Source organism: Lysobacter enzymogenes (genome assembly GCF_900106525.1).
Classification (GTDB): domain Bacteria; phylum Pseudomonadota; class Gammaproteobacteria; order Xanthomonadales; family Xanthomonadaceae; genus Lysobacter; species Lysobacter enzymogenes.
This window is the reverse complement of record NZ_FNOG01000002.1, coordinates 329,099-342,389: the sequence shown is the minus strand read 5'-3', so window position 1 is coordinate 342,389 and position 13,291 is coordinate 329,099. Positions and strand designations below refer to the sequence as shown.

General features: G+C 68.2%; 14 protein-coding genes. 10 read left to right on the top strand and 4 right to left on the bottom strand.

Annotated features, from left to right (window positions below; translation table 11 throughout):
• The 8 genes from BLU84_RS05785 to BLU84_RS05755 form a co-directional block, all read left to right on the top strand.
• The coding region (locus BLU84_RS05785; RefSeq protein ID WP_139174780.1) for an OmpA family protein at positions 1-345 on the top strand (345 nt) is incomplete at its 5' end.
• A gap of 475 nt (positions 346-820) precedes the next feature.
• The gene (locus tag BLU84_RS05780) at positions 821-1,345 is read left to right on the top strand and encodes a hypothetical protein (protein WP_074863910.1); all 525 of its coding nucleotides are present in this window, start codon (positions 821-823) and stop codon (positions 1,343-1,345) included.
• Positions 1,346-1,431: 86 nt separating this feature from the next.
• Positions 1,432-1,635, top strand: a complete 204-nt coding sequence (locus tag BLU84_RS28295) for a DUF6053 domain-containing protein (protein WP_425479328.1) — start codon at positions 1,432-1,434, stop codon at positions 1,633-1,635.
• Positions 1,636-1,713: 78 nt separating this feature from the next.
• On the top strand, positions 1,714-2,466 hold the full coding sequence (locus BLU84_RS05775; protein ID WP_074863907.1) for a pseudouridine synthase: 753 nt from the start codon (positions 1,714-1,716) through the stop codon (positions 2,464-2,466).
• 443 nt (positions 2,467-2,909) lie between these two features.
• Positions 2,910-3,437: a hypothetical protein gene (locus tag BLU84_RS05770; protein ID WP_074863903.1), complete on the top strand. Its 528-nt coding sequence runs from the start codon at positions 2,910-2,912 to the stop codon at positions 3,435-3,437.
• Positions 3,438-3,515: 78 nt separating this feature from the next.
• Positions 3,516-4,052 (top strand): hypothetical protein, encoded by a 537-nt coding sequence (locus BLU84_RS05765; protein ID WP_074863900.1) that lies wholly within the window; start codon positions 3,516-3,518, stop codon positions 4,050-4,052.
• An 81-nt stretch (positions 4,053-4,133) separates the two neighbouring features.
• The gene (locus BLU84_RS05760; protein WP_074863897.1) at positions 4,134-4,667 is read left to right on the top strand and encodes a hypothetical protein; all 534 of its coding nucleotides are present in this window, start codon (positions 4,134-4,136) and stop codon (positions 4,665-4,667) included.
• A gap of 121 nt (positions 4,668-4,788) precedes the next feature.
• Positions 4,789-5,319: a hypothetical protein gene (locus BLU84_RS05755; RefSeq protein ID WP_074863894.1), complete on the top strand. Its 531-nt coding sequence runs from the start codon at positions 4,789-4,791 to the stop codon at positions 5,317-5,319.
• Between the two features lie 110 nt (positions 5,320-5,429).
• On the opposite strand, the gene BLU84_RS05750 is transcribed toward BLU84_RS05755, so the two are convergent.
• The 3 genes from BLU84_RS05750 to tdh form a co-directional block, all read right to left on the bottom strand.
• Positions 5,430-5,819 carry an HNH endonuclease gene (locus BLU84_RS05750; protein ID WP_074863892.1) on the bottom strand — a complete coding sequence of 130 codons (390 nt, stop codon included), beginning with the start codon at positions 5,817-5,819 and terminating at the stop codon, positions 5,430-5,432.
• Between the two features lie 81 nt (positions 5,820-5,900).
• Positions 5,901-7,121 carry a glycine C-acetyltransferase gene (kbl, locus tag BLU84_RS05745; protein WP_074863890.1) on the bottom strand — a complete coding sequence of 407 codons (1,221 nt, stop codon included), beginning with the start codon at positions 7,119-7,121 and terminating at the stop codon, positions 5,901-5,903.
• 140 nt (positions 7,122-7,261) lie between these two features.
• Positions 7,262-8,296, bottom strand: coding sequence for an L-threonine 3-dehydrogenase (gene tdh / locus BLU84_RS05740; RefSeq protein ID WP_170849098.1), 1,035 nt, complete (start codon positions 8,294-8,296; stop codon positions 7,262-7,264).
• A 149-nt stretch (positions 8,297-8,445) separates the two neighbouring features.
• Between tdh and BLU84_RS05735 the strand changes: the two genes are divergently transcribed.
• Both BLU84_RS05735 and BLU84_RS05730 read left to right on the top strand, forming a co-directional pair.
• Complete coding sequence (locus BLU84_RS05735) at positions 8,446-10,602, top strand: S46 family peptidase (protein ID WP_074863885.1); 2,157 nt, start codon at positions 8,446-8,448, stop codon at positions 10,600-10,602.
• A gap of 122 nt (positions 10,603-10,724) precedes the next feature.
• Positions 10,725-12,902, top strand: coding sequence for a S46 family peptidase (locus BLU84_RS05730; RefSeq protein ID WP_074863883.1), 2,178 nt, complete (start codon positions 10,725-10,727; stop codon positions 12,900-12,902).
• On the opposite strand, the gene BLU84_RS28290 is transcribed toward BLU84_RS05730, so the two are convergent.
• Positions 12,868-13,068 (bottom strand): DUF6053 domain-containing protein, encoded by a 201-nt coding sequence (locus BLU84_RS28290; protein WP_484502532.1) that lies wholly within the window; start codon positions 13,066-13,068, stop codon positions 12,868-12,870. The genes BLU84_RS05730 and BLU84_RS28290 overlap by 35 nt on opposite strands.
• Positions 13,069-13,291 lie beyond the last annotated feature (223 nt).

Here is a 13,291-nt window from a genome sequence, read left to right as displayed (position 1 = left end):
ATCGACCTGAAGGGCGTGAACTTCGATTTCGACAAGGCGACCCTGCGTCCGGACGCCGTGGCCATCCTCAACGAGGCCGCCGAGATCCTGAAGCGCAACCCGAGCCTGCGCGTCGAAGTCGCCGGTCACACCGACCTGTGCGGTAAGGATGCGTACAACCAGAAGCTGTCCGAGCGCCGCGCCAAGGCCGTGTACGACTTCCTGACCAGCAACGGCGTCGACGCCGGTCGCCTGGCGGGTCCGGTCGGCTACGGCGAGAGCCGTCCGCTGGAGCAGACCCCGCAGACCCTGCCGGGCTGCAAGAGCGAGAAGAACCGCCGCACCGAGCTCAACGCTCAGAACTAAGCGGCAGCGCGCGCCGTTCGCGGCGCACGTGGCAAGACCAGGAAGCCCGGCCTCGTGCCGGGCTTCCTTTTTTGTGGCCGCAGTTTTTGGATAAGAGGTATCTGCTTTTGTGGGAGGGGCTTCAGCCCCGAGGCTCTTGTTTCAGATCGCGGTTTTTTTGATTTTGTGCGGAGCTCTTGGGCTCGGATCGCGGCGATCTGAAACAAGAGCTTCGGGGCTGAAGCCCCTCCCACAAGAGCGCGCGGCTTCGTCGACGCATCGCGACGCTCACGCCGGCGACAGACGGCGATCCAAGCCGCCACACGAGCTTGCGTCCCGCAGTTCGGCCCATTCATAAGAAAAGCCGATAAATGCCTGATTTTGCGGGTTGTCCGATCCGGCACGGCCGCCTACACTGGCGCGCACCGACGACCGCGCGCGCGAGCCATCGCCTTCGCGCCGGTTCCGTCCCGCGCCGACCTGGAGAGAGTCTCTTATGCGCCGACTGCTTGCCGCCACGTCCTTGATCCTGATCGCCGCATCCGCGCAGGCGCAGACCAGCGCCGCCAACTGCGCTGCGCTGACCGCCTCGCGCGCGCAACCGGTGCAGCCGACCCTGATCGCGCCGGTGGCGCCGGAACTGGTCGCGCCCTCGCATCAGCTCGGCGCGCCGACCGGCGTGCTGTCGCAAGCGCTGGACGAAGCGCTGTCGGTCGACCAGGTGTTGCTGCGCATGAAGCTCGACGCCTGCACCGTGGCCAAGGCCACGCCGGCCTCGACCGGCATGCCCTCGGCCAACGACCCGGCCGCCTACAAGCCGCAGACCGAATTCGACAACACCCCGTGGCGCTTCGACATGAGCCAGGGCGGCAAGCGCATGACCGCCGACGAGTTCGCCGCCTGGATGAAGGCCAAGGGCGTGCGCGTGGCCAAGGGCGCGCCGGGCGCCGCCGCCGCGGCTGCCGCGCCGGTCGCCGAGGCCGAGCCGCCGAAGGCCGAGGAAGGCAAGAAAAAGAAGTAAGCCGCGCCCGCGGCGAACGACGACGGCCGCGGCTTCGCCCGCGGCCGTTTCGTTTTCTGGCTGCTGTGGGCGGGGCTTGAGCCCCGATGCTTTCGTGTCGGATCGCCGCGCATGTCGATTCGCAGCGATCCGCGAAAAAGCATCGCTGCGCCAAGCCATCGCGGTCGCGGCAGAGGCCCTGGCTTTTTGTGGGAATGGTTTCAGCCCGGGCGCTTTCCGCTCGGTTCGCGGCGTTGCGCAACAAAAGCGTCGGGACTGAAGTCCCTCCCACAACTGCGGCAGCCGCGTAGCGGGCGCGTGCACACGAACCCGGCCACCACCGCGGCGACGACTGCGATAATGCGCGAGGCCGCTGCGCCGCCCCTGGAATCCCCGGACCCGCCTTGAACAAGACCCCGCCCCGTCACGGCCTCGCCCGCGTGCTGTCCAAGCAGGGCGTGTGCTCGCGCAGCGAGGCGGCGCGCTGGATCGCGCAGGGGCGGGTGTCGGTGGACGGGCGGATCGTGCGCGATCCCGAGTTCGCGATCGTGCAAGGCCGCCAGCGCATCCGCGTCGACGGCGCCGACCTCGGCGATGCGCGCCGGTTCTATCTGATGCTCAACAAGCCGCGCGGGCTGGTCACCACCGCCGCTGATGAGCGCGGCCGCGACACCGTCTACCGCTGCCTCGACGGCGCCGAACTCGACGGCGCGCCGCTGCCGTGGCTGGCGCCGGTCGGGCGGCTGGACAAGGCCAGCGAAGGCCTGCTGCTGTTCTGCAACGACCCGCAATGGGCCGCGCGCATCACCGACCCCGAGCTTGGGCCGGACAAGACCTATCGCGTCCAGGTCGATGCGATTCCCGACGAGGCGCAGCTGCGCGCGCTGGAAGCGGGCGTGGACGACGACGGCGAGCGGCTGCGCGCCAAGTCGGTGCGGCTGCTGCGCAGCGGCGAGAAGAACGCGTGGCTGGAGATCGTGCTCGACGAGGGACGCAACCGGCAGATCCGCCGGCTGTTGGCCGCGTTCGGGCTGGAAACGCTGCGGCTGGTCCGGGTCGCCATCGGCGAGCTGCCGCTGGGCGAGCTGCCCAAGGGCCAGTGGCGCGTGCTGGACGAAGACGATCTGCGCAAGCTGCGTTGAAGCCTGAGGCTGGGGCGCCGGCATTGCGCGTCGCGCGCACGCCATTGCGAAAAATTTGACGCAGTTCGCGCTCGCGCCGCGCCATTGCGCGTGCAGCGCCTCGGAAATCCGACTCCAGTACCAGTCGCCGCGGCTTCCTGCGGCTAGAGTCGAGGCAGGGCGCCGTCAGCGCCGGCGTGTGCGATCCGCCGGCGCGAACAGGAAGACGGTGCGAAAACAAGGAGGTGCCACGCCGGCCCGGGCCTCGCCCCGCGCGCAGGCCGGATGACGACAAGCTCGCTCGACCCCTCGCGGCCCCCCGGCCGCACACACGCCTACGCCCGCGTGCTCGCTTGCGCGCGCTCGTCGCAGCGGCGCGCGCATCCGCGCGACGCGCGCTGCGGCATCGGCTCGCAGGCGAACCCATGCCCCGTTCCCCGTTCCCCGTTCAAGGAGAGAATTCCATGTCGCTGATGTCGATTGCCGTTCCCGCGCGCCAGCGCGCCGGCGCCTTCTTCGCCGCCTTGCGTGCGTTCGCGTTGACTGCGGCGCTGTTGTTCAGCGCCGGCGTTCAGGCCGATCCGGTGCGCGCCGAGCAACTTATGCAAGTGGTGCGCACCCAGCGCGCCGTGCTGGATTCGCACATGGTGTACGTGAACATGTATCTCAACGCCGGCAATGTCGAGGCGGCGCAGTTCAGTCTGTCGATGGCGTACTCGGAAGCGATCGCCATCAACGCCAAGATGGTCCAGCTCGGCAACGAACTGCGCAATTCGCGCGAAGCGGGGCAGTACACCGATCTGCAGGCGCTGGAGCGCGCGATCTCGTACTGCACCGTCGCCCGCCAGCGCATGCAGATGATCCAAAGCTATCTGCTGACGCTGCAGATGGAGCGGCCGCCGTCGCAGATCACCCGGACCCTGCTCGATATGCAGTTCCAGTTGTACGAGGCGAAGATGCGCGAACTGGAACGCGCCATGAGCGAGGCCTGATCCGTGTCCGGGCGGCGAGGCCGTGATGCGGCCTCGCCGCGGTTGCGCAATCGAGCCATCACATTCAAGGAGAACCTCATGTTCCAAATCGCCTCCGCCCTCGCCACATCCGTCCCGCGCAAGCGCGCCGGCGCCCCCCTGATCTCCAGCCTGCGCGCCGCCGCATTGGCGACGGTGCTGTTGTTCAGCGCCGGCGCCCAGGCCGACCCGGTGGTGGCCGCTCAGATCATGCAGAAGATCCACGTCGACCGTCAGGTGTTCGACGTGCACATGCAGCAAGTGAACTTGTATCTCGATATCAGCCCGAACCAGGCCGCGGTCGCCCTGATCACGGCCCGGATCGATACGGTCAAGATCAACCAGAGACTGAAGCAACTGCATCAGGAAAACCTGGCCTCGCGCGACGCCGGGCAATACAACAACCTGCAGGCGCTGGAGCGCGCGATCCAGCATGGCAATCAAGCCAGGCAGCGGATCCAGTCCGTCGAGATCTACCTGTTGACGCTGGAAATGGAGCGGCCGCCGACGGCTGTCACCCGGCAACTGCTGAACATCCATATCGAGTTGTTCAACACGAGCATGCGCGAGCTCGAACAGGCGATGGCCGAAGCCTGAGGCGCGTCCGCGCGGCGGGGCCGCATCACAGCCTCGCCGTAGCGGCCGCCGCGCCACCGTTTCCACTTCAAAGGACTGAACATGTTCGAGACGACCCTCGCCGTTCGCCGGGGCGCGTACCAGCGCGCCGGCGCCCCCATCGCCGCGTTGCGCGCGTTCGCGCTGATGGCCGCGCTGTTGTTCTGCACCGCCGCGCAGGCCGATCCGGTCGAGACCGAGCGGCTGATGCAGCAGGTCCGCGACGAGCGCTCCGCACTGGAGACGAATCTGCAGGAGGCCTATGCGTATATGGACAGCGGCCAGACCGCGGACGCGGTGGCGAGCTTCGCGCTGGCGCGCGCCAATACCACCGCGATCAGCCTGAGTCTGGCCGAGGTGCTGGTGGAGGTGCGCAAATCGCGCGAGCAGGGGCAGTACACCGACGCGCAGGCGTTGGAGCGGGCGCGGGTGAGATGCGGGCGGGTCAAGGACAGCGCCGATTTCATCGATGCTTCGCTGGTGCAGATGACGTTGCAGCCTAGCCCGATCGGGCGCGCATTGATCGACGCCCAGCGCGCCCAGTTCGACCGGCTGCTCGCGCCGTTGGAACTCGACCTGGCCTTGAGCCAAGCCTGACGCGTCCGGCGCCGGCGACTGCGGCCCGCCGGCGCCGGCTCTTTCGATCATCACGGCCGCATCGATGCCGCGCGCTGAGGCGAGCGGTGTACCCGCTCGTTCCAGACCAGGAGAACCTACGATGTCGCACACGATCGCTTTATCCGCCGCCCGCCGCCGCGCGAGCGCGCCGTTCGCCGCGCTGCGCGCCGTCGCGCTGACGCTGCTGATGCTGTTCGCCCACGGCGCCAGCGCCGACCCGGCCGCGGCCGATCAGCGGCTCGCGATCGCCAAGCAGAGCTTCGCCTCGCTCAAGCAGAACTACACCATCGCCAAGATGCAGCTGCAGATGGGGCAGAGCACGCCCGCCGCGGTGTCGTTCACGTTGGCCAAGACGCAGGCGCAGTTGATGTCCTCGCACCTGGTGATGCTGCGCAACGACAACCAGCACACGCTCGACAACGGCCTGTATCTCAACGGCGCGGCGCAGCAGCAGGCGGTGAACTACAGCGACGTGGCCAGGAGCCTGACCCTGCAACTGCAGACGCGGCTGATGATCCTGAGCATACAGCCGACCTCGCAGCTCGACCTGGTGCTCGCCGACCAGAGCCTGGGCCTGCTGACGGCCAGGATGATCCAGCTGGAACAGGAAATGATCGCGGCGCAGCAATAAGCGCCGCTGCGGTTCGGACGGATCGGGTCGATGCGATCGGCCCGGTTCGGCCGGTCCGTCGCAATCGGATGGGTTTCAGTCGGCCCCTCTCAAGGGGCTCGTGATCCGCTTCAATCGCCCGCGTCGGGCTCGCGCCAGCGCATCAGGCGCGCATCGAGCAAGGCCGCGACCACCTCGCGCGCGCGCTCGTCGCCCGGGCCGCGCGCGTCGTGGCTGCAGCCCTTGCCGTGGTTGCACGGCGCGCAGGCGAGGGCGAGGTTGCGCGGGTCGTCGGCGTCGTTGCCCACGCGTGCGGTCAGCTCCGCCGCGGCGCGGCGGCCGAACCAGGCGCTGGGCACGACGTGTTCCAGCGAGGTCGAACCCAGCGCTTCGCCGTCGGCGCGCAGCGCCAGGGCGCGGCGGCAGTGCAGGCAGCGGCTGCGCCAGGTGTCGCCGTCGAGCGCGGCCAGCGCGTCGGTGCGCGCGGCCAGCAGCAGGCGGCGGCGCAGCGCGGAGCGCAACTCAGCGCTCCGCGCCGGCGCGAACGCGGGCCGCGCGGGCCCGCGTCGCGACAGTCGGCGTCCGTGCCGTCATGCGCGCGCTCAGGCCTTGATCACGCCCAGTTCGCGGCCGATCTTGATGAAGGCGTCGATCGCCCGGTCCAGGTGTTCGCGGGTATGCGCCGCCGACATCTGGGTGCGGATGCGCGCCTGGCCCTGCGGCACCACCGGGAAGAAGAAGCCGATCGCGTAGATGCCTTCCTCGAGCAGGCGCTCGGCGAACTTCTGCGCCAGCGGCGCGTCGTACAGCATCACCGGGCTGATCGGATGCACGCCCGGCTTCACGTCGAACCCGGCCGCGGTCATGCGCTCGCGGAAGTAGGCGGTGTTCTGCGCCAACCGGTCGCGCAGCTCGCCGGCCGCCGCCAGCATCTCGAACGCCTTGATCCCCGCGGCCACCACGTGCGGCGGCAGCGAGTTGGAGAACAGGTACGGACGCGAGCGCTGGCGCAGCAGTTCGATCACTTCCTTCTTCGCCGTGGTGAAGCCGCCGAGCGCGCCGCCCATGGCCTTGCCGAGGGTGCCGGTGAAGATGTCGATTTGATCCAGCACGCCCTTCACTTCGGCCGAACCGCGGCCGGTCGCGCCGAGGAAGCCGGTGGCGTGGCATTCGTCGATGTGCACGAGCGCGCCGTACTTTTTCGCCAGGGCGACGATTTCGTCGAGCGGGGCGATGAAGCCGTCCATCGAGAACACGCCGTCGCTGGTGATCAGCTTGGTCTTGCAGCCGGCGGCGTCGGCGGCCTGCAGCTGCTTCTCCAGGTCGGCCATGTCGCAGTTGGCGTAGCGGAAGCGCTTGGCCTTGCACAGGCGCACGCCGTCGATGATCGAGGCGTGGTTGAGCGCGTCGGAGATGATCGCATCGTTCTCGCCCAGCAGCGGCTCGAACAAACCGCCGTTGGCGTCGAAGCAGGCGGCGTAGAGGATCGTATCTTCGGTGCCGAAGAAATCGGCGATGGTCTTTTCCAACTGCTTGTGCAGGTCCTGGGTGCCGCAGATGAAGCGCACCGAGGCCATGCCGAAGCCGTGGGTGTCGAGCGCGTCCTTGGCCGCCTGGATGATGTCCGGATGGTCGGCCAGGCCCAGGTAGTTGTTGGCGCAGAAGTTCAGCACCTTACGCCCGTCGGCGAGCTCGATTTGCGCCGACTGCGGGCTGGTGATGATGCGCTCGGACTTGAACAGGCCGGCGGCGCGGATTTCTTCGAGGGTGTCGGCGTAGTGGCGGGTCAGGGAGGCGTCGGACACGGTGCGGTTTCCGGACAGAGGAAAGCCGCCATTCTAGTCCATCGCGCCTGCGGGCCTGCCGTTCAGCCGGCCGCGGCGCTGGCGGCGCGAAAACGAAAGAAGCGGCCCGCAGGCCGCTTCGTTCGCGCATCGGGTTCGGCGCACGCGCGCCGCGCCGCTCAGTTCCAGCTGAGCACGACCTTGCCGGCCTTGCCCGCTTCCATCAGGTCGAAACCCTTCTGGAACTCGTCGATCGGCAACTGGTGGGTCAGCACCTTGCCGAGCGGGAAGCCCGACAGCACCAGCTGGGTCATCTTGTACCAGGTCTCGTACATCTTGCGGCCGTAGATGCCGTGCAGGGTCAGGCCCTTGAAGATGATCTTGTCCCAGTCCGCGCCGGCGCCCTTGGGCATGATGCCGAGCATGGCGATCTTGCCGCCGTGGTACATGCAGTCGAGCATGTCGTTGAACGCGCGCGGGTTGCCGCTCATCTCCAAGCCGACGTCGAAGCCTTCCATGTGCAGGTCGGCCATCACGTCCTTGAGCGACTGGTTGGCGACGTTGACCACGCGGGTCGCGCCCATGTCGGCGGCGAGCTTGAGGCGGAAGTCGTTGACGTCGGTGACCACCACGTTGCGCGCGCCGATGTGCTTGCAGATGCCGGCGGCGATGATGCCGATCGGGCCGGCGCCGGTGATCAGCACGTCCTCGCCGACCACGTCGAATTCCAGCGCGCAGTGCGCGGCGTTGCCGTAGGGGTCGAAGAACGCGGCCAGCTCGCTGGGGATCTGGTCCGGGATCGGCCACAGGTTGCTGGCCGGCATGACGATGTATTCGGCGAACGCGCCGTTGCGGTTGACGCCGATGCCGGTGGTGTTCGGGCACAGGTGCTGGCGGCCGGCGCGGCAGTTGCGGCAGTGGCCGCAGACGATGTGGCCTTCGGCCGAGACGCGCTGGCCGACCTTGTAGCCGGTCACGCCGGGGCCGAGCTCGGCGACGCGGCCGACGAATTCGTGGCCGATCACCAGGCCGGGCTTGATCGTGCGCTGGCTCCACTCGTCCCACAGGTAGATGTGCAGGTCGGTGCCGCAGATGGCGGTCTTCTCGAGCTTGACCAGCACCTCGTTCGGACCCGGGCTCGGCACCGGCACTTCTTCCATCCAGATGCCCTTGCCGGCTTCGCGCTTGACCAGTGCCTTCATCGTTTGCGTCATGGGATTTCGATACCTAGGGGCCGCGGCCGGGCCGGGCGGGAGTGAAGGCCGAATTATACGCCCCCGTCGCGGCGCGGCCGCCCGGGCGGGTTTGCCCGTGGCGGGCGGCTTGGCCTATCGTCGCGGCTTCCTCGTCGTACGGAATCACCATGCGCCCCCGTGTGTTAGCCCTGTCCCTGGCGCTGTGCGCCACCGCCGCCCAGGCCGATGAAGGCATGTGGATGCCCTCGCAATTGCCCGACATCGCCCGCCAGCTGCGCGCGGCCGGCTACAAGGGCGATCCGGCCGGGCTGGCCGACCTGACCCGGGCGCCGATGAACGCGGTGGTGAAGGTCGGCGGCGCGACCGGTTCGTTCGTGTCCGGCGAAGGCCTGGTGCTGACCAATCACCACGTCGCCTTCGGGGTGATCCAGTACAACGCCAAGCCCGAGCGCGACCTGATCCGCGACGGCTACGTCGCCGCCGACCGCGCCGCCGAGCTGCCGGCCAATCCGGATTTCCGCGTGCTGGTGACCACCGGTTTCGACAAGGTCACCGAGCGCGTGCTCAAGGACGCGCGCGGCAAGCGCGGCCGCGCCTATTACGATGCCGTAGACAGCGCGACCAAGGCGCTGGTGGCCGAATGCGAGCGCGAGCCGGGCTACCGCTGCAGCGTCGCCAACATGTACTACGGCAGCGATTTCTATCTGATCCGCCAGCTCGAACTGCGCGACATCCGCCTGGTCTACGCGCCGCCGGACAGCATCGGCAATTACGGCGAGGAGATCGACAACTTTGTGTGGCCGCGCCACAGCGGCGATTTCACCTTGCTGCGCGCGTACGTCGGTCGCGACGGCAAGCCGGCCGACTACTCGCCCGACAACGTGCCCTACCAGCCGCCGAGCCATCTGCAGATCGCCACCGCGCCCGTGCGCGAGGGCGACTACGCCATGCTCGCCGGCTATCCGGGCGTGACCTTCCGCCACCGCATGGCCTCCGAATTCGCCCAGCAGGTGCAGTGGCAGCTGCCTTCGCGGGTGGCGCTGTACGGCGATCTGATCAAGACCATCGACGCCGCCGCGGCCGGTTCGGCCGATGCGCAGGTCAGCTACGCCGCGCAGGTGAAAGGCTTCAAGAACACGCTCAAGCGCGCCCAGGGCGAGCTCGACGGCCTGCGCCGCAGCGACGCGGTGCGCGTGCGCGGCGAAGACGAGAAGGCGATGCTGGCCTGGCTGGACAAGCAGGCAGACGCGCGCGCGATCCGCGCCGACATCGACGCCGCGCAGAAGATCCTCGACGCCGGCGCGGCCACGCGCGAGCGCGACCAGCTGCTGAGCGCGATCCGCAGCCAGACCCAGTTGCTCAACGCCGCGCTGACCGTGCAGCGGCTGGCGCAGGAGCGCGCCAAGCCCGACGCCGCGCGCGAAACCGGCTATCAGCAGCGCGACGAGGCGCTGATCGAAGGCCGGCTCAAGCAAGTGCAGCGGCGCTATCGCAGCGAAGTGGAAAAAGAAGTGCTGCGCTATCTGCTGGTGCAGTACAAGCGCGCCGCGCAGGGCGCCCAGCGCGTGGCCGAGATCGAGCGCGTCTTCCCCGGCGAGGACGAGGCCGCGCTCAAGCGCAGCATCGACGCGGTCTACGCCCACACCGGTTTCGGCGAGGAAGCCGCGCGCCTGCAGGCGATGAAGGCCGACGCCAAGACCTTGCAGGCGTCCGATGATTCGCTGCTCAAGGCTGCCGCCGCATTGAGCCCGGCGTTCGCGCGGATCGAAGACGAGGGCAAGACGCGCGAAGGCGAGCTGCTGCGCCTGCGCCCGGCCTACATGCGCGCGCTGATCGGCTATCGCAAGTCGCAGGGCCGCGCGGTCTACCCGGACGCCAACTCGACCCTGCGGGTGAGCTTCGGCGCGGTCAGTTCGATGGACCCGCGCGACGGCGTGCGTTATCGCCCGCTGACCACGGTCCAGGGCATCGTGGAAAAGCACACCGGCGCCAAGCCGTTCGACGCGCCCAAGGCGCTGCGCGAGGCCATCGCCCAGGGCGATTTCGGCAGCACCGCCGACCCCGAGCTCAAGACCCAGACGGTCGACTTCCTGACCAACCTGGACACCACCGGCGGCAATTCCGGCTCGCCCGTGCTCGACGCCGACGGGCGCCTGATCGGCCTGAACTTCGACAGCAACTGGGAGGCGGTCAGCGCCAGCTGGATGTTCGACCCGCGCTACAAGCGCGCGATCCACGTCGACATGCGCTATCTGCGCTGGCTGCTGGCCAAGGTGTATCCGGCGCCGCATCTGCTCAAGGAAATGCAGTTGCCGGCAGAATGAACAGGGCAGGGCGCGGCGGCTCCGGCCCGCTGCGCCGACCGCCGCCCCGCGCCATGGCCGCGGGCGGCTTCGCCGGGCTAGACTTCCAAGCCGTTTTTTCCGTACTGAGCAGGGGTATACGCATGCGCTACACGATTTTGGCCGCCGCTGTCGCGGCAGGGACGCTGGGCATGGGGCTGTCGGCCCCGGCCGCGGCGGTGGAGGGCATGTGGGTGCCGCAGCAGTTGCCGGAAATCGCCGCGCCGCTGAAGAAGGCCGGCCTCAAGCTCGACGCCAAGCAACTGGCCAACCTCACCGGCGACCCGATGGGCGCGGTGGTCTCGCTGGGCGGCTGCACCGCCAGCTTCGTGTCGCCGCAGGGCCTGGTGGTGACCAACCACCACTGCGCTTACGGCGCGATCCAGCTCAACTCCACCGCGCAGAAGAACCTGATGCGCGAGGGTTTCAACGCGCCGACCCGCGGCGATGAAGTGTCCGCCGGCCCGTCTTCGCGCATCTTCGCGCTGGATTCGATCCAGGACGTGACCGCGCAGATCAAGGCCGCCATCGACGGCGGCGCCAGCCCGATCGAGCGCACCCAGGCCGCCGAGGCCGAGGCCAAGCGCCTGGTCGCCCAGTGCGAGGCCGAAGCGGGCTATAGCTGCGAGGTCTCCAGCTTCTTCGGCGGCATCACCTACCGCCTGTTCCGCACCGTCGAGATCAAGGACGTGCGCCTGGTCTACGCGCCGCCGAGCAGCATCGGCAACTACGGCGGCGAAGTCGACAACTGGATGTGGCCGCGCCACACCGGCGATTTCTCGTTCTACCGCGCGTATGTCGGCAAGGACGGCAAGCCGGCCGAATATTCCAAGGACAACGTGCCCTACCAGCCCCGGCATTGGCTGAAGATCGCCGACAAGCCGCTGGGCGAGGGCGATTTCGTCATGGTCGCCGGCTACCCGGGCCGCACCAACCGCTACGCGCTGGCCAGCGAGTTCGACGCCACCCGCGAGTGGAGCTATCCGGTGGTCGGTCAGCACTACAAGAACCTGGTCGCCCTGGTCGAGCGCACCGCCAAGCAGGATCCGGAAATCGGCGTGAAGTACGCCAGCACCGTGCGCAGCTGGCAGAACGCGATGAAGAACTACGACGGCCAGCTGGAAGGCTTCAAGCGCGCCGACGCCGGCGCGCGCAAGCACGCCGACGAAGCCGCCGTGCTGGCCTGGCTGCGCAAGCGCGGCGACGCCGGCAAGCCGGCGCTGGACGCGCACGCCAAGCTGGAGGAACTGCAGGCGCGCAACGTCAGCCATCGCCAGCGCGACCTGATCTACGGCCAGCTGCGCCGCGGCGGCGTCATCGGCGCGGCGACCAGCTTGTACCGCCTCGCCGCCGAGCGCGCCAAGCCCGATGCCGATCGCGAGCAGGGCTACCAGCAGCGCGATCTGCCCGAGATCAAGGCGACTCTGGAGCAGATGGAGCGCCGCTACGACCCGCGCATGGATCGCGAACTGCAGGCCTATTGGCTGCGCGAATACGTCAAGCTGCCGGCCGGCGAACGCGTCGCCGAACTCGACCGCTGGCTCGGCGGCAACGACGAGAAGGCGATCAAGCGCGCGCTCGACAAGCTGGCCAAGACCAAGCTGGGTTCGCTCAAGGAACGCATGGCGCTGTTCAACGCCGACCGCGCCAACCTGGACAAGAGCCGCGACCCGGCGATCCAGCTGGCGCAGGCGCTGCTGCCGGCCAACCTGCGCATCGAGCAGGACGCCAAGACCGCGGCGGGCGAGAGCGCGGTCGCGCGGCCGCTGTACCTGCAGGGCGTGATCGACTACCGCAAGAGCCAGAAGCAGTCGGTCTATCCGGATGCCAACTCGACGCTGCGCATCACCTTCGGCAACGTCAAGCCCTACACCAAGCTCGACGGCACCAAGCAGGCGGCGTTCACCAAGTTGGAGGAAGTTGCGGCCAAGGCCACCGGCGCCGATCCGTTCGACGCGCCCGATTCGCTGCTGGAGGCGATCGCCGACAAGCGCTACGGCGGCCTGGAGGACAAGCGCCTGAAGACGGTGCCGGTCAACTTCCTCGCCGACCTGGACATCACTGGCGGCAACTCCGGTTCGCCCGTGCTTGACGGCCAGGGCAAGCTGGTCGGCCTGGCCTTCGACGGCAACTGGGAATCGGTGAGCTCGAACTGGCTGTTCGATCCGGTCATGACCCGCATGATCGCGGTCGACCAGCGCTACATGCGCTGGATCATGCAAGAGGTCTATCCGGCGCCGCAGGTGCTCAGCGAGCTGGGCGTAGCGCCGAAGAAGAAGTAAGCGCAGCGGTTCGCCGCGGTGCGAAAAACGCCGGCCTTCGGGCCGGCGTTTTTCGTTTGCGGCCGCGGCCGAAGAAAACTCTTGTGGGAGGGGCTTCAGCCCCGATGCTTTTGTGCCCGGTCGCTGCGATCTGAAACAAAAGCATCGGGGCTGAAGCCCCTCCCACAAGAGCCTCTCCCACAAAACCGAGCTAACGAAATTTTTAGTTTTCTCGCCGGGAAAAATTAGCGCAGCGTTAATTCGCGCTTCGATCGCAGCGATGTCGCTTTTGGCAATGGCCTTCACAGTTTTCCACAGGCTAGACTCGTCGTCCCTCGAACCCGGGACGTCTTGATGCGATACGCGGTGCTGGCCAGAGCGATGGCGATGACAGGAACGTTGCTCAGCGG